This is a genomic window from Chitinophagaceae bacterium (assembly GCA_016710165.1).
Classification (GTDB): domain Bacteria; phylum Bacteroidota; class Bacteroidia; order Chitinophagales; family Chitinophagaceae; genus Ferruginibacter.
On record JADJLJ010000001.1, the window covers coordinates 16,482 to 31,510 of the forward strand.

The 15,029-nt window shown below is 47.4% G+C and carries 15 protein-coding genes; 8 read left to right on the plus strand and 7 right to left on the minus strand.

Going from position 1 to position 15,029, the window contains the following annotated elements; all coding sequences use genetic code 11:
• The first annotated feature begins 296 nt into the window (after positions 1 to 296).
• Complete coding sequence (locus IPJ02_00085) at positions 297 to 806, plus strand: hypothetical protein (protein MBK7374006.1); 510 nt, start codon at positions 297 to 299, stop codon at positions 804 to 806.
• Positions 807 to 1,067: 261 nt separating this feature from the next.
• Positions 1,068 to 1,412: a hypothetical protein gene (locus tag IPJ02_00090; protein MBK7374007.1), complete on the plus strand. Its 345-nt coding sequence runs from the start codon at positions 1,068 to 1,070 to the stop codon at positions 1,410 to 1,412.
• Between the two features lie 280 nt (positions 1,413 to 1,692).
• On the opposite strand, the gene IPJ02_00095 is transcribed toward IPJ02_00090, so the two are convergent.
• From IPJ02_00095 to IPJ02_00110, 4 genes are all read right to left on the minus strand, one after another.
• Positions 1,693 to 3,318, minus strand: coding sequence for a glutamine--tRNA ligase/YqeY domain fusion protein (locus IPJ02_00095; GenBank protein MBK7374008.1), 1,626 nt, complete (start codon positions 3,316 to 3,318; stop codon positions 1,693 to 1,695).
• A gap of 242 nt (positions 3,319 to 3,560) precedes the next feature.
• Positions 3,561 to 4,631 (minus strand): acyl-CoA desaturase, encoded by a 1,071-nt coding sequence (locus IPJ02_00100; protein ID MBK7374009.1) that lies wholly within the window; start codon positions 4,629 to 4,631, stop codon positions 3,561 to 3,563.
• Positions 4,632 to 4,652: 21 nt separating this feature from the next.
• Positions 4,653 to 5,381, minus strand: coding sequence for a bacillithiol biosynthesis deacetylase BshB1 (gene bshB1, locus IPJ02_00105; protein MBK7374010.1), 729 nt, complete (start codon positions 5,379 to 5,381; stop codon positions 4,653 to 4,655).
• A 352-nt stretch (positions 5,382 to 5,733) separates the two neighbouring features.
• On the minus strand, positions 5,734 to 6,336 hold the full coding sequence (locus IPJ02_00110; GenBank protein MBK7374011.1) for a DUF4294 domain-containing protein: 603 nt from the start codon (positions 6,334 to 6,336) through the stop codon (positions 5,734 to 5,736).
• Between the two features lie 96 nt (positions 6,337 to 6,432).
• Here IPJ02_00110 and IPJ02_00115 point away from each other — a divergent pair, with 96 nt between their 5' ends.
• Complete coding sequence (locus IPJ02_00115) at positions 6,433 to 6,834, plus strand: hypothetical protein (protein MBK7374012.1); 402 nt, start codon at positions 6,433 to 6,435, stop codon at positions 6,832 to 6,834.
• Here IPJ02_00115 and ccsA read toward each other — a convergent pair.
• Both ccsA and IPJ02_00125 read right to left on the minus strand, forming a co-directional pair.
• The gene (ccsA, locus tag IPJ02_00120; protein MBK7374013.1) at positions 6,752 to 9,268 is read right to left on the minus strand and encodes a cytochrome c biogenesis protein CcsA; all 2,517 of its coding nucleotides are present in this window, start codon (positions 9,266 to 9,268) and stop codon (positions 6,752 to 6,754) included. The genes IPJ02_00115 and ccsA overlap by 83 nt on opposite strands.
• Positions 9,269 to 9,363: 95 nt before the next feature.
• Entirely contained in the window at positions 9,364 to 9,780 is a 417-nt protein-coding gene (locus IPJ02_00125; GenBank protein MBK7374014.1) for a cytochrome c maturation protein CcmE, read from the minus strand.
• Positions 9,781 to 9,879: 99 nt separating this feature from the next.
• Between IPJ02_00125 and IPJ02_00130 the strand changes: the two genes are divergently transcribed.
• Genes IPJ02_00130 through IPJ02_00150 form a run of 5 tightly spaced genes read left to right on the plus strand, consistent with a single transcriptional unit; the run spans position 9,880 to position 14,158 of the window.
• Positions 9,880 to 10,410 carry a hypothetical protein gene (locus tag IPJ02_00130; GenBank protein ID MBK7374015.1) on the plus strand — a complete coding sequence of 177 codons (531 nt, stop codon included), beginning with the start codon at positions 9,880 to 9,882 and terminating at the stop codon, positions 10,408 to 10,410.
• 36 nt (positions 10,411 to 10,446) lie between these two features.
• On the plus strand, positions 10,447 to 11,247 hold the full coding sequence (locus IPJ02_00135) for a hypothetical protein (protein MBK7374016.1): 801 nt from the start codon (positions 10,447 to 10,449) through the stop codon (positions 11,245 to 11,247).
• Complete coding sequence (locus IPJ02_00140; GenBank protein MBK7374017.1) at positions 11,240 to 12,286, plus strand: agmatinase family protein; 1,047 nt, start codon at positions 11,240 to 11,242, stop codon at positions 12,284 to 12,286. Before IPJ02_00135 ends, IPJ02_00140 begins: the two co-directional genes overlap by 8 nt.
• Positions 12,286 to 12,843, plus strand: coding sequence for a hypothetical protein (locus tag IPJ02_00145; GenBank protein ID MBK7374018.1), 558 nt, complete (start codon positions 12,286 to 12,288; stop codon positions 12,841 to 12,843). The genes IPJ02_00140 and IPJ02_00145 overlap by 1 nt, the downstream gene beginning before the upstream one ends.
• A gap of 19 nt (positions 12,844 to 12,862) precedes the next feature.
• On the plus strand, positions 12,863 to 14,158 hold the full coding sequence (locus IPJ02_00150) for a radical SAM protein (protein ID MBK7374019.1): 1,296 nt from the start codon (positions 12,863 to 12,865) through the stop codon (positions 14,156 to 14,158).
• A 162-nt stretch (positions 14,159 to 14,320) separates the two neighbouring features.
• On the opposite strand, the gene IPJ02_00155 is transcribed toward IPJ02_00150, so the two are convergent.
• The gene (locus tag IPJ02_00155; GenBank protein MBK7374020.1) at positions 14,321 to 15,013 is read right to left on the minus strand and encodes a carboxypeptidase-like regulatory domain-containing protein; all 693 of its coding nucleotides are present in this window, start codon (positions 15,011 to 15,013) and stop codon (positions 14,321 to 14,323) included.
• Between the last annotated feature and the right edge of the window lie 16 nt (positions 15,014 to 15,029).

Consider the following 15,029-nt stretch of genomic DNA (forward strand, 5'->3'; position numbering starts at 1 on the left):
ATATGTTCTTCGTCTGTATTGTCTGCCATTTATTTTTTAGTTGGTTAAGTTATCAGGGTCTTCAATAGCATCACGCACAACGTGAAGTATTTGCGCAGCGGGGGAATTCATGCTGAGCCCGCCCGGTGCTGATGTAAATTAGCAAACGCAAAAGACAATTTATGTAAATTTTCAATTGTAAAGCGGTCAACCTATTTCAGGACGAGACATCCGGCAAAAACGGTATAAATCGGCAAAAACAGTCGATTTCGGCAACTAATTTGGAAAGCCCCTTTCGGGGATCGTATGTTTGATGCATGGCAAAGAAGAAAAAACTATACCGTCGCATACCATACCTGCCTTTCTCACTCACCCTTGTCCGCGGGGCAATAGGAAAGGAGTTTGTGATCAAGCATTACAGCTACGGTGCTATCCGGACCAGGTACCCGGATATGACCCGGATCATTGCTTCGGCAAAACAGCGTAAATGCCGCAACCTTTTTAAGGAAGCGGTGGAATATGCAAAGCAGGTGATCGCTGATCCCGAAGAAAAAGCGGCCTGGCAAAAAAGACTCCGTAAGGGTAACGGGGTATTCAATGCTGCCGTTAAGTTCTATATGCTGAAAGAAAAGCGGGAAAAGGAGCGTGCGTTGATGATGACGAACACGCTGCTCTGGCTGGCATTTAAAAATGCAACGGCGCAGGAAATGGCAGAGGAGCAAAGGGGTTACAGAAACCAGCAGAACAGTCCATTACCGGTAGTTTATTCGCATACCGGTTCTTGTGTCATGAACCGCGGCGGAGAAGAACATCCATCCCCATCTTAGTTATGCTCGCTGAGCATGATCGTTCCGGTCGGTGAGGACAGCAACCAGGGGAATGGGACCATGATCATTCCGGTCGGTGAAGGCCCCGGCCAGGGCGTAGGGCGTACACTACATCGGGGTTTCACGCAAGAGTCTTATTATTTAAGCGTATGCAGTGAAAACCCCGCTGAGACAAAATTCCGTTTCGTGAGCCACGAAACGGGGCGGAAATTAATGGGTTGCATCTCATATCTTTGGCCACTTAAAACCGATCTATTAACCATGTTCTTGAAATTTCTCCATTGGCTTGGCATCACTGCCTGTTTCGCCCTCATCATTTCCTGCTTCCTGCCCTGGGGCTACTATGCAGACATCAACCAGACCTTCACGGGTTTTTACAGCTACCAGAACCAATACGGCAAACCGGGAAGGTTCCTGCTGCCGCTGGCATCATTGACACTGCTATTCATGCTGCTGCCCAAAGTGTGGGCCAAGCGAAGCAATCTTTTTATTGCAGCCCTTACACTGGCTTATGTGGTAAAAGTTATATCCTCTTTGGGTCATGTTATAACAATTATTGCCCGCAAAGATTGTACGGTATATATATCGCCATGGCCGCTGCGGTGATCATGCTGCTGGCGGCTTTTTTTCCGAAGATGAAAATGGGGGAGGAAAAGGAGTGAAGGGGTGGGGGTTTGATGTTTGAAGTTTGAAGTTTGATGTTTGAAGTTTGATGTTTGAGGTTGAGATCTTTTATAGTTAAGGCTCCCAACATCAAACATCAAACCTCAAACCCGAAACAGTTACATTTCATAGTTGAGGCTCCCAACATCAAACATCAAACATCAAACCTCAAACCCGAAACAGTTTTCTAATTTTTCTTCACCTCCTTCGCCCACGCATCCTTTCACGTAACCGTCCGGTTAAACAGCATTTTATCTTTCGTGGAGTCTTTGTCGAGGCAGAAATATCCCTTGCGTATGAACTGGTAAGCAGTGCCCAACTTCGCATCCTTAAGCGATGGCTCGAGCACGGCATTATGGATCAGCTCCAGTGAACGGGGGTTGATGGTATCTTTAAGATCTCCTTCTTCTGCCATGGGGTTCTCCGCCGTGAAGAGGCGGTCGTATAAACGTACTTCGGCGGTCAATGCATGCGCTGCGCTTACCCAGTGAATGGTGCCTTTCACGGTGATGCTGCCGCTATCTAGTCCGCTTTTTGTTTCAGGTAAATAGCTGCAATGGATCTCCGTGATCCTTCCGGCGCCATCCTTTACAAAACTTTCGCATTTTACAATATAGGCGCTCTTTAACCTCACCATGGCACCCGGGGCCAGGCGGAACCATTTCTTTGCAGGCACTTCCATAAAATCTTCCCGCTCTATCCACAGTTCTTTGCTGAAGGGAATTAATCTTGTTCCCATGCTCTCCTCCGGACCATTCTCACTCGTCATTTGTTCGGTACTGCCATCTTCGTAATTGTCGATGATGAGTTTCACCGGGTCAAGCACGGCCATTACCCGGAGGGCTTTTTTGTTCAGGTCTTCCCGCAGGCAGAATTCCAGTAAACCCAGGTCGATGAAATTTTCCCGCCTGGCCACGCCGATCTTGTCGCAGAATGTGCGGATGCTTTCAGCGGTATATCCTTTCCTGCGCAGGCCACTGAGCGTTGGCATGCGGGGATCATCCCATCCGTTCACATGGCCTTCATTCACCAGTTGCAGCAACTTCCGCTTGCTCATCACGGTATAGGTCATGTTGAGCCGGGCAAATTCATATTGATGTGATGGGAATATCTCCAGCTTTTCGATCAGCCAGTCGTACAGTTCCCGGTGGGGAATGAATTCGAGTGTGCAGATGGAGTGGGTGATGTGTTCGATGCTGTCGCTTTGCCCGTGCGCAAAATCATACATGGGGTAGATGCACCACTTGTTGCCCGTGCGGTGGTGATGGGCATGTTTAATGCGGTAAATGATGGGATCCCTCATCAGCATATTGGTATGCGCCATGTCGATCTTTGCCCGTAAAACCTTTTCACCATCCCTGTATTTTCCTTCTTTCATTCCGGTGAAGAGGCTAAGGTTCTCTTCAACACTCCTGCCCCGGTATTGATTATCTTTCCCGGGTTCGGTGGGACTGCCTTTCATGGCAGCGATCTCATCGGCGGTGGAATCATCTACATAGGCCAGCCCTTTTTTTATCAGCGTTACGGCATATTCATACAGGGTGTCAAAATAATCGGATGCATAAAATTCATTGGCCCAGTTAAAGCCCAGCCAGCGTATATCGTCTTTGATGCTTTCCACGTATTCGGTCTCTTCGGTCACCGGGTTGGTATCGTCGAAGCGCAGGTTGGTACTGCCGCCGTATTTAAGGCCTAAACCAAAATTGAGGCAGATGGATTTGGCGTGACCGATATGCAGGTAGCCATTCGGCTCCGGGGGAAAACGGGTGAGTATGCTTTTGTATTTTCCGCTCTCCAGGTCTTCTTCAATGATCTCCTCAATGAAGTTGAGGCTTTTTTCTTCGCTCATCATGGTTTGATTTGGAGGGCAAATTTAATGAATATCGAACAAGGAACAAGGAACAAGGAATGGCGAAGTGTTTCATTCTTCATTCAGCATTTTTTTCTTAAAAAGTGTGATTGGGAACCACGAAGACCTGAATGAATAATGAACAAGGAAATAAGAACAGGGAATACTGAACAAGGAACAAGGAATGCCGAAGTTAGATTCCGTTCTTCATTCAACATTCCTTGTTCCTTGTTCAGTATTCATCAGACCCGTCCCATACGCTTCAGGTGCGATGCATGCGAAACGATGGCATGGCGCATCTTCCGGTATTCAATGTATTTTATACCATACTCCTGGCAGGTCTGTTTGATGATCTTGCTGATGGCAGGGTAGTGGATGTGTGAGATCTTTGGAAAGAGGTGGTGCTCGATCTGGAAGTTCAGTCCGCCTACCAGCCAGGAAATGAGTTTGTTCTTTGTGGCAAAATTGGCCGTGGTCTGTACCTGGTGTATGGCCCACTCATTTTCGATCCTGTTTATGTCCTCGCTCGGAACGGGGAATGCGGTCTCCTCCACGGTATGTGCCAGCTGGAAAACAATGCTGAGAACAAAACCGGCAAACATGGCAATGATGAGGAAGCCTACCAGCCAGGGTACGAACCCTACCAGCATGATGGGAAGGATCACCATCATGAACAGGTAACCCAGTTTGGCGATCCAGAAAGCGAAGTGTTCGAAGATGCTCATCTTTTTAATGGGCACTACACCCACTTTGCGGCTGAAGTATTTTCGGTAATCGGATTCAAATACCCAAACCAGCAACAACAGGGTATACAGGAACCAGACATAGATATGCTGGAAGCGGTGAATGAAATATTTCTTCTGCGTGGGGCACATCCGCAGCATGGGCTTTATCTCAATATCATCATCCACGCCGTCGATATTGGTATAGGTATGATGAATGATGTTGTGTTTGTTGTTCCACATGATGGCGCTTGCGCCCAATGCATTTACTGAAAATGCCGCAATATAATTCCAGAATTTGCTGTTGCTGAAACTGCCTTGACCGCCGTCGTGCATCACATTGAAGCCAATGCCTGCCGTCAGTCCGCCCATGATGAAACATTCCGTGATGGCCAGCCAGGTATCCGGCGTGAAGAACAGCACGTGTACATACAGGGCAATGTAAACCGACCAGAACAGGATCGCCTTAAAGAACAGGCTGAAATTGCCGGTGACCGGTTTTTTGCTTTCGTTGAAATAATTGCTCACCCTTCTTTTGAGTTCCTGGTGAAAGGTGGAGCGGTTTACGTTTGAGAATTTTGGAACAGACATTGGGTTATTTAATTTTTAATGTTAGGTATTTTCTTTTATTAAGGCGTCGAAATTCTTCAGGCCGATCATTTTTTCAGACCGGAATCCTTCTGCATATCTCACCCCGATCATTTTTCCGAACCACTTGTGGCGGTATACCACGCTGTCTAAAAAATCCGGCGTGGAAATATAGGTGCTGGGGCCTTCCGCATCCCCTGTATGAAACTGCGTCCGGTATGCTTTTATTGCCTCAATCTTCCGGTCAAATACATCCGATATGTCGATCACGAAATCGGGCTGCAGCATCCGGTCCTGGATATAACTGAAAACGTATTTCGGCCGCCAGGCTGTTTGCGGTTTCCCGTTCTGTTCCGTACCGATCTTCATCAGTCCGGAAAGAAAGGCTGCATCGGCCACTAATTTTGAAGAACGCCCATGATCGGGGTGGCGGTCTTCTACGGCATTACAAAGAACGATTTCTGGCCGGTAGGCTCTCAGCGCTGTTATTATCTTTCGCTGGTGCGTTTCGTTATTCTCAAAAAATCCATCAGCCATGCCCAGGTTCTCTCTTATGTCAACACCCAGGATCTTTGCCGCATCGGCAGCTTCCTGCTTCCGGGTCTGGGCTGTTCCCCTTGTACCCAGTTCTCCTTCCGTAAGGTCAATGACCCCGGTCTTTTTGCCATTCTTCTTTTCCAGCAGCAAAACACCCGCACAACTCAGTTCCACATCATCGGGGTGAACGCCAAAGGCAAGTAGGTCTAACTTCATTCGTGTCTGAAAAAATTTCTGCATGCAATTTAGCTCATTTAAGCCATTCGGTTTGTAGTATTAAGTTGATAATCCTTTCATTTGTGCAGTTATTAACAGTAAATGGCCATACGTTAGAAATTACTGTAGGATTCAGGTCGCTGGGAGCGTTCCGGCTAGGGTAAATGATTCAGGCCGCTTAAAGCGTCCCGACTCTGGGATTCAGACCGCTGGGAGCGTTCCGGCTAGGATTCAGGCCGCTTGGAGCGTCCCGACTCTGGGATTCAGGTCGCTGGGAGCGTTCCGGCTAGGATTCAGGCCGCTTGGAGCGTCCCGACTCGGATTCAGGCCGCTAGAGCGTTCCGACTCGGGGTTACATCTGCTTTAAGGGCTTGCCGGGCACGTAATTGTAACCATACATCCGGCAACACTCCTGCACAAAACGTTCTATCTGCAGGTCGGTCCCGGCAGGATCATAGGGTTGTTTCAGGTTGCTGCTGAAGAAGAAAGCAACGGTCTGGTAAAAGCGGGCGGTCAGTCCCCCCTTGTATTCCTTGATGATCTCGTAGCAGTTGTTGCCGGTCTCCCGGTTGATCAGTTTCATCAGCACTTTGCCCTGGTAAATGGAAAGGTTGGTGAGCGGGTCGGAAAACTCCTTTTTTAGTTCCTTCTCCCTCGATTTGATGTATTTCCTCCTTTTGGATTTATCGGTAACGCCTTCCAGGTGCAGGTTTATGTCATTCAATACCACGCCTGCCTTGATCGCATACGGGTAGGTGACAAATACGGCATTGCGCAACCGGTTCCATTGGGCATACAAGGAAGTTTTCCCCGGGGGGTATTTTGCATACAGGTCGAGGTTGGATAATGTTTTTGACTCGATGGTATCCCCATTGTACACAATGGCTTCCACCGTGATGGTATCATTGATGCCAAGCTGCTGCGCCTGCAGGGAATTGCTCTTTGCAGCCAGCATCAGCAGCAGGAGAAGGGTACAAATCTTAATATGTGAAACATGCTTTAACACGGGTAGTGTAAATTTACAGATCAGACCGTTATTTTATACCATTAGATGCTTAATGTAACCATAAAGTTCACCGTTTATTGTACAATTTTCCTGTTTTTGGGCTGTGAAGGGCCAAAAAAGGAAGGGCCTGACCTGGTAAACCTGCGTTATGCCGACTCTGTTTCGGAGGCCAGGATCGATTCGGCTTATGCGGCCATCCGGGCCGGTTGCGATACCCTGGTGAAATACAAAGCCCCGGTGATGGCTGATTCTTTGATGAAGGACAGTACGTTATTGCGATCGTTCTTTGATACAGCAGAACCCTATACCGATGCCGATAAAAAGCTGGAAAAGGTCATCCGCCAGTTGCAGGCCGACTGTGATTCTAATTTGCTAAAAGAAACATATAGAATAGCCCGGCAGCGGAAGCTATCAAAGCCAGTGCGCCATAAAAAGGCGAAAGCTTAGCCCGCTGAACAGCGCTCATGACAATGCCGATGGACATGATGATGAGACCCAGCCATACCAGGTTAATGTGCGGGAATATATATGCCTTAAGGGTTACATACTCAATGATCATATCCGATTCTTTGATACCGATCCTGGCTTTATTCTCGGTTACCCCTGCAAATTTCACGTACAGGTTTTGTGCATACACGGTATCATCCACCTGGTTCAGTCCGTATTGGTCTATGTGCACCAGCGGCGAGGCCTTGTAATGCATGCTGTCTTTACTGATGAAGGTAATGTCGGCCATCAGGGCCAAGTCATCGGGTTTGAAATGATATTTTTCGTTATCCGGGTTTTTCACCACGCGGTTCAATATGAACATACCCTTGCTGTAAAAACCGGTATCGCCTTCGGCCAGTTCAATTATTTTGAACTGTGCGGTGTCCTCCGGCAGGTTTTCTTTATTGATGGTATACGAGATGAAGGTGAATACATCCTTACCCAGGTAGCTCTTGGTATCAGGATTGCTGCTCATGTTGTTTCCCTTCATCAGGTATACGTCCGGGTTCAGCCTGAATTCTTCCACCACTTTTTTTGTGGCCTTGTCTTTGCGTTGAAAGAGCAGTTCATAAAAACGGCGGCCCTTTTCATTTCCCAAAGAATCTTTCAGGTAAGTAACTTCATAAGGTCCCATGGCGGCAGGCACCTGGCGGATGAGCGTAAGGTTTTCCGTGGGGTTATCCGTTTGTTTGGTCAGCGGGTCTTTGCCGGAGATCTGCAGGTTGATGCCATTGGCTGCACTGCTGCTGATCACTTCCTTGTTGCTTGATGAGAAGAGGATCCCTGCCAGCATCATGGCAAAACCAAGATGTGCCACTGATCCGCCGGCCGCTTTCAGTTTGCCGTTCAGCCCGCTCCAGATATACATGGCGTTGGCAACAAATGCATAAACGGATGCAAACAGCGCCACGTAGATAGCGCCTAAAAATCCGGCGCCCATTTTATAGTATCCGATGGGATAAAATACGGCGAATAATGCAGTAATGACCGCTGCCAGCAAAGTAGGCAGGGCCAGCTTTTTAAGTACCTGCCCGGATTCTGTTTTCCTGTATTTGAAATATTGCCCGATGGCGCTCAGCAAACCAATGATGATGGCAACAAGGATGATCACTTTGTTGTAGGAGAATTCCACGTCTTCCGGCTGGGCAATGCTGGTGCCTAATATTTTATTGTAAACCGGTATGGATGTTTTGGCAATGATGAAGATGGCTGCCAGGAAGATGACCAGGGCGCCGATGAACATCCAGAACTCCCTGGAGTTGGTGTTCTCTTCCTTTTTTTCCGAGGGTATTTTTTTCAGGTTCATGAAAAACAATACCAGGGATGGCACCGTGAATGCAACAACAAAGAGCAGTATCATCACATTGATGGCCTGTCCTGCATCAGTAAATGCATGCACCGAAGTATCGCCCAGGATACCGGTTCTTGTTAAGAACGTGGAATACAGTACAAAAATAAAACTGAGGAATGCAAAAAGATAGCTTGCTTTCAGTGAATGGCCCGTGGCTTTGTATATGACCATCGTATGCAGCCCGGCAACCAGTATCATCCAGGGCACCAGCGATGCATTCTCCACCGGGTCCCATGCCCAGTAACCTCCGAAAGAAAGGGATTCATAGGCCCATTTTCCTCCCATCATGATCCCCACACCCAGCACACAGGCGCCGAACAATGCCCAGGGAAGGGCCGGTTTTACCCAGTCGCCATAGCGCTTGGACTGAATGCCTGCATAGGCAAATGCAAACGGGATGATGGTAGCGGCAAATCCAAGGAACAGAACCGGTGGATGGATCACCATCCAGTAATTGCGGAGCAGCACGTTGAGGCCCACACCGTCTTTGATGTAGGTTAAATAATCCGGCTGGCTGAAAATGGGCCCGGCGATCTCGTTCCTTGTTAAAATGAACGGGTTGCTTCCCAAACGGACATCGCCAACATATAAACCCAGCAGCATCATCATTAAAAAGAACTGGGCTAAACTGATCACCGTCATCACCGGGGCTTCCCATTCCTTTATCCTGAACATGATGAAGAGCCCCAGTATGCCGTGCCAGATGGCCCATAATAAAAAACTTCCTTCCTGTCCTTCCCAGATACAGGCCAGCAAATATTTTGATTCCAGTTCCGTGGATGCGTGCTTGTATGCATACAGGTATTCGAAGAAATGGTTGGAGCAGATATAGAAGATGATGCCGAAGATGACCAGTATGGAAACCAGTTGCGTAAAAAAGCTCAGCCGGGCAAAACGGGTCCAGGACCTTTTTTCAACCAGGTCGGTCTTCCGGGAAGCGGTGAAATAAGCAATGGTGGAAATGATGGATGCAACGAATGCAAGCAGCACAAAAAATTGTCCGATCCGGCCGGGTAACAGGTGTTCGCCTTCAAACTCCATTGGGGATAATTAAAAATTAAGAATTAAAAATGTGTGTCTTGTGGTGCAGTGTATGTTCATGATCCTGGTTCGGGGGAATTAATAATTTTTAATTCTTAATTCTTACTCCCTGCATTGATCGTCTTCTCCAGCTGCTTTTTATCATCCTTGTACTTGCTCGGGCATTTCAGTAAAATATCATTGCATTCAAAATGATCGGCCTGCATTTTTCCTTTCATCACGATGCGTTCGCTCTTTTCCAGGTCGGTGGGTTTGCTGTTGCGGAAGATCACTTTTGTCTTTCCCCCCAGGCTATCCACTGCATAAAAGGAAAGGTAGTTGGGGTTGTTCAGCGGGTCGTATTCAATGGGTTGGGTATTGTCGACCCTGGCAATGAGATGAACGTATTTGCCCTGCTTCTCTTTTGCAGAATTAATGGTATCGTACGTGGAGAAATCACCTGCTGAAAAAATGATGAGGGTAACGATGAGGGCGGCAATGGCTACCAGGATTATGATATGTGTTCTTTTCATAGCTATTTATTGCCCGCAAAGATAAACCAATCGGGCATTTTTCTTTTCAATTTGTTTTATTATTTAAATGGGGCGTATTTTACACCTAAATCATATTTTTTGTTCTTAAAACGGTTATACAACGAGTGGCGTTCCCTGTTCTGGGCCCTGTTGCTTTTCATGGCCGCCCAGCTCTTTTTCATGGCCAAAGGAATTGAAAATATACCTTTCTTCCTGTACCATATGTATGGACAGGTTCACCCCCGGAAAGATTCAACCGCCGTGTACCTGGTAAAAACAAAGGAGGGTTATTTCAACCATAAAGAACTCAGCAGCCGCGAACAGGAAATGCTGCTGAACCCGGTCATTTATTATGCCAATTTAAAGAAAGACGGCGATGGGACCGTTGAAACTGCAGAAAACAGGTTTGGAAGCGTTGCCGGTGCACAAACCATGGCTTACCTGCAAAAGCAATTGGGTAACGACAGCCTTTCACTTACCCGGTTTCCCGGATGGTGGGGCAACTATTTCAGGCTGGTTTCGAAAGATGCCTTCGATTCCGTATCTGTTGTGAGATCCTATGTGTATTCAAAAGCACCTTACCATAAAGCCGCAGCCGATTCCCTTTTCTTTACCGTAAAACTGAGATAACTGCAACCCGCATCCACATATTATCCAAGGGAATTGATGGCCCGGGTTGTTTTCGGCTGGCTGTTCGCAGTGCTGGTCTATTTCTTTTTCAATAACAGCCTGCTGTCACAGCTGCAGCAGCCCGTGTTGGTATATCCCGGCAGTGATAATACGTTCTGGTTGCTGCACATCCTTGATGTGCCGCAATTCCTGCTGTATCATTATACCGCAGCGCTTGCTTTTGATATTTTACTTACATGCTCATGCATCATCTGTGTCGTTCTTCCGCAGCAGCGCCTGTTTACCTGGATAAGCATTATTGGTGTCTGGATATTGTATGTTGCTTACTGCTCTGCCGCCGGCAAACATTATGCACAGATCGGGTACCTGCTGGCGCCCATTCCTTTCCTGGCGCTGCGAGCACAGAAATTTGACCTGCTTTGGAACCTGTTCCGTTACTGGGTTTGTTTCTTATACGTTTCTGCCGGTCTGTACAAGCTATATTACGGCGGGTTTGGCTATGAACAGAATATGAGCCATATACTGGTGCAGGAAAATGCCGAATGGTTTATTTTTAACAAGATGGGCCTGCAGCATACGGTCATCGATTGGTTGATACAGCATCCCGGCTTTTCGCAGTGGTTATACCGGGGAGCGGTACTTACAGACCTGGCGCTGATCACCGGGTTTTTTACCAGGCGGTTCGACAAATGGCTGCTGGCAGGCCTGCTTGCCTTTCATCTGGGAAATTTATTTTTACTGCACATCAGCTTTGTGGAGCAGTCGCTTATCTTTGCACCGTTTTTGCCCTGGCAGCAATGGGCAGAGCGGTTACAAATAAATAACAGTGATGACTGATCTTTCGAATTTTGATCCCAACTCGGTTGGCAATCCCAACAACAACATTTTTGGTTTACCCTTTTCTGAAGAGGATGCAAGGCTGGTGATCGTTCCCGTACCCTGGGAGGTAACGGTTAGCTACAATGCCGGTACAGCAAGGGCCCCCGAGCACATTTTTAAATCGAGCCTGCAGGTTGACCTGTACGATCCGGAAGTAAAGGACGGGTGGAAGCAGGGTTTTTACATGCGGCCCTGCGATAAAAAAGTGCTGATGAAAAGTGATTACCTGCGCAAGGAAGCGGAACTGTACATCAATTATATAGCACAGGGCGAGATCGTGGCCGATAATAAATTCATGTGCAAGTCGCAGAAGGAAATAAATGAAGGAAGCCTGTTCTTAAATAACTGGGTGTTTGAGCAAACGAAAGGATTGCTGGACAAAGGAAAACTGGTTGGCCTGCTGGGAGGCGATCACAGCACCCCATTTGGTTTTTTTAAAGCCATTGCGGAAACGCAGGGCGATTTCGGCATATTGCAGATCGATGCGCACTGCGACCTGCGGAAAGGATATGAAGGGTTCAAATATTCACATGCGTCCATCATGTACAATGCACTGGAAGAGATCCCGCAGCTTAAAAAGCTGGTGCAGGTTGGTATACGGGATTATTGCGGCGAAGAAGTGGATTATATTGCAGCAAGCAACGGCCGGGTGGTTACGTATTTCGACAAGGACATAAAAGAACGCCAGTATGAGGGACAGTACTGGAAGCAGGTTGCTGCTGAAATAATTGACCAGCTTCCCGAAAAAGTGTTCATCAGTTTTGATATCGACGGGCTGGATCCAAAACTTTGTCCGCATACCGGAACCCCCGTGCAGGGAGGCTTTGAGGCCGAACAGGTTTTTTATCTCTTTAAAAAATTAATGCAAAGCGGGCGCAGGATCATCGGCTTCGACCTGAATGAAGTGGGTGTAAGCCAGGATGAGTGGGATGAGAATGTGGGGGCAAGGTGTTTGTTCCGGTTGTGCAACCTCCTGATCGCTTCAAACCCTGCCTGATGCAGTATAGTTTTATCCTGCAAGACAATACGAAGAAGGCGTACCGCCTGTTTGCCTGGTTCCTTTTCTTTTTTCATATCGTGGCTGCCGGTGTCATCGGGTTGAGTACCGGTGACAAGCAAACGAAAACAGGATTATATATCTTTTTTGGGTTACTGACCGCCGCTGCTATCATTTATTCTGTTCTCCGTAAACAAAAAAATGCATTGGATGTATTTAGTGTGATCATGGCATTGCTGTGTATTGTTTTTTGGCTACGGTATGGAGGCGTGGCTGCCGCCATTATTTTTGCTGCTGTCTTTTTATTCGTACTGCTGGTGCAGCAAAAAAAAACCATGGTGGTCATATCCACAGAAGGCGTGATGTTGAAACGGGTATTCCGGGAAACAAAATATCCCTGGCAGAAACTCGATCATGTTATTTTAAAAGACGGGCTGCTTACCATTGACCTTGCCTCAAACAGGATGATACAGGCTGAACTGGCGGAAGAGAATAAAGCGGTTGATGAAACGGAGTTCAACAGGTTTTGCAAACAGCATCTGCAAAACAACACCTAACTTGCAACAGCTTAAGAACATGCTAACACAAAGCCCTTATATATTATACTCCGACGGTAACGGAAATATTTTTGAAGACAGATCGCTGTACGTTACGGGCCGCAGCGGCTGGGATGCTTTGCCGGTACCAACGGATGAATGGATCGAATTGCCGGGCGGCGGGAATTTATATGAATTGCCCGGCCGCAAAGGGATCGGGATCGATGTGCGGACAGGGGAGATGCGGCTTTGTGAAAAGGGCTGGGCAGTGGCAGCCTTTATTCCGCCGGCACATACAGGCTTGTACATGTCGGCATACGAAACAGAAAAAGATGCACCCACGCTGCCGTTGTTCTGTTATACTGCTGCCGGCTGGCTGGATGAAAAGATATATGTTCCGGCTGTGCGTATTGAACAGGACGTACGGCAGGAAGCCGCTGGCTACGACGATGCATTGATCGAAGCGGGCGCACAGCATTTATTAAATGCATACCCGCACAACCGGCTGGTAAAACATTTGATGGAGAACTGCTGCATGACCTATACCTGTCCTGCTGCAAGGAACCTGGCCATCGGCAGGTGGGAGTGCCCGGTACCTGTTTCTCCTGCATGCAACGCAAACTGCATCGGCTGTATCTCCTTTCAGCCCGAAGAAGAAACGATATTCAGTACACAGGACCGGTTAACGTTCAAACCCACTGCCGAAGAGATCGTTGAATTTACCGTGCCGCACCTGGAGACGGCGCCCTTTCCCATCATCAGTTTTGGCCAGGGCTGTGAAGGAGAACCGATATTGATGTGGGAGACCATCCGGGATGCCATCATTGAAATACGAAAGCATACAAAGAAAGGAAGCATCAATATAAATACGAACGGCAGCAGGCCCGATGCAGTAAAAGAATTATGTGAAGCGGGATTGAACAGCATACGGGTAAGCACCAATTCGGCCAGGGAAAAAATCTATACGCCTTATTACCGCCCCAATAACTATACATTTAATGATCTTATTGAAAGTCTGAAAGTGGTACGCAGTTATGGCGGGTGGACGAGCATCAACTATTTTGTCTTCCCCGGCATGACGGACAGCATCGAAGAATACGAAGCGTTAAGAAAACTGATCAAAGAAACGGATCTCTGCATGATACAGTGGCGCAATTTCAATATTGACCCCGACTGGTATCTCGGGAAGACCGGCGTTACCGAAACAGGGGAGTGTATGGGAGTTAAACAGATGATGGAACTGATCCGGGAAGAATTCCCCGGTTTAAAATACGGTTACTTCAACCCTTCGATGGAAAGGATCAAAGGGAATTTTGAAGTTGATTATGCACATTGATCTAATACCTCAGGAACAATTTCATATAAATGGTATAATCATTCATGGATTGCCATTCGGAACTTGCCTTTGATTTAAAAATATATTCACCTCTTTCCGTTCCTGCAAATGAAAAATAACAGCTGCTGCCTGTTTTACTGCGGCAGTTAAGTACTTCAAAACTTACAAAGATCTCATTCTCGTGAATGTGAGATCCCTGTTGCGGAGGTCAAACTCCGGGGCTTTATCATCGAGGGTAAGTTTATGGATGGTGGTGGCAATGGAATCTTCGAAGATCTCTTCACCGGGTAACCCATTCTCTACGCTTCGTATATGAAGGCGTATCAGGCAGGTGTCGCACAGGTTATTCACTTTGAAACGGATCTTATCGATCTTGTATTCTTCATAGGGCAGGTTAAAGATCCGCCCGATCTCACCCCCGGGATTCCCGCTGTTCCAGCTCCGGATATAACCCACCGATTCCAGCCTGGAACCCTGCACATCCTGTGTACTGAATGCTTTTACGGTAACGTTCTGCAGGGTCTTTGTTTTTTCTTTTAAAACAAATTCTGTTCTGTTCATGGCGGCCGGTAAAGGCAGTCTCAGTGTTTCAAAACCCACCATCGAGATCAAAAGGGTATCGTCTTTTCTGAGGGCGGGTACAGCCAGGGTGAAATTCCCGGAACGGTCTGATGAACTTCTTTGCTGTTGCCTGGCCAGTTCAATAGTTGCAAAAGCAGCAGGCCTGTTATCTTTCTCATAAACAACCCGGCCTTTAATAACACCCGGTTGCGATTGAACAGGGGAGCTGATGAAAGCAAGGCAAATGATGAGGATTAAAAAAAATACAGGAAAGCTTTTCCGGCAACACTTCATGATGGACAACGGGTTA

Excerpts from the sequence above, each read along its gene's own strand:
- IPJ02_00110 (MBK7374011.1), bottom strand. The coding sequence starts at position 6,336 with ATGCTGGCTGCAAAGAGCAATTCCCTGCAGGCGCAGCAGCTTGGCATC.
- ccsA (MBK7374013.1), bottom strand. The coding sequence starts at position 9,268 with ATGGAGTTTGAAGGCGAACACCTGTTACCCGGCCGGATCGGACAATTT.
- IPJ02_00090 (MBK7374007.1), top strand. The coding sequence starts at position 1,068 with ATGTTCTTGAAATTTCTCCATTGGCTTGGCATCACTGCCTGTTTCGCC.
- IPJ02_00155 (MBK7374020.1), bottom strand. The coding sequence starts at position 15,013 with ATGAAGTGTTGCCGGAAAAGCTTTCCTGTATTTTTTTTAATCCTCATC.
- IPJ02_00135 (MBK7374016.1), top strand. The coding sequence starts at position 10,447 with ATGGCCCGGGTTGTTTTCGGCTGGCTGTTCGCAGTGCTGGTCTATTTC.
- IPJ02_00115 (MBK7374012.1), top strand. The coding sequence starts at position 6,433 with ATGCTTAATGTAACCATAAAGTTCACCGTTTATTGTACAATTTTCCTG.
- IPJ02_00150 (MBK7374019.1), top strand. The coding sequence starts at position 12,863 with ATGCTAACACAAAGCCCTTATATATTATACTCCGACGGTAACGGAAAT.
- IPJ02_00085 (MBK7374006.1), top strand. The coding sequence starts at position 297 with ATGGCAAAGAAGAAAAAACTATACCGTCGCATACCATACCTGCCTTTC.
- IPJ02_00095 (MBK7374008.1), bottom strand. The coding sequence starts at position 3,318 with ATGAGCGAAGAAAAAAGCCTCAACTTCATTGAGGAGATCATTGAAGAA.
- bshB1 (MBK7374010.1), bottom strand. The coding sequence starts at position 5,381 with ATGAAGTTAGACCTACTTGCCTTTGGCGTTCACCCCGATGATGTGGAA.
- IPJ02_00100 (MBK7374009.1), bottom strand. The coding sequence starts at position 4,631 with ATGTCTGTTCCAAAATTCTCAAACGTAAACCGCTCCACCTTTCACCAG.
- IPJ02_00125 (MBK7374014.1), bottom strand. The coding sequence starts at position 9,780 with ATGAAAAGAACACATATCATAATCCTGGTAGCCATTGCCGCCCTCATC.
- IPJ02_00145 (MBK7374018.1), top strand. The coding sequence starts at position 12,286 with ATGCAGTATAGTTTTATCCTGCAAGACAATACGAAGAAGGCGTACCGC.
- IPJ02_00140 (MBK7374017.1), top strand. The coding sequence starts at position 11,240 with ATGACTGATCTTTCGAATTTTGATCCCAACTCGGTTGGCAATCCCAAC.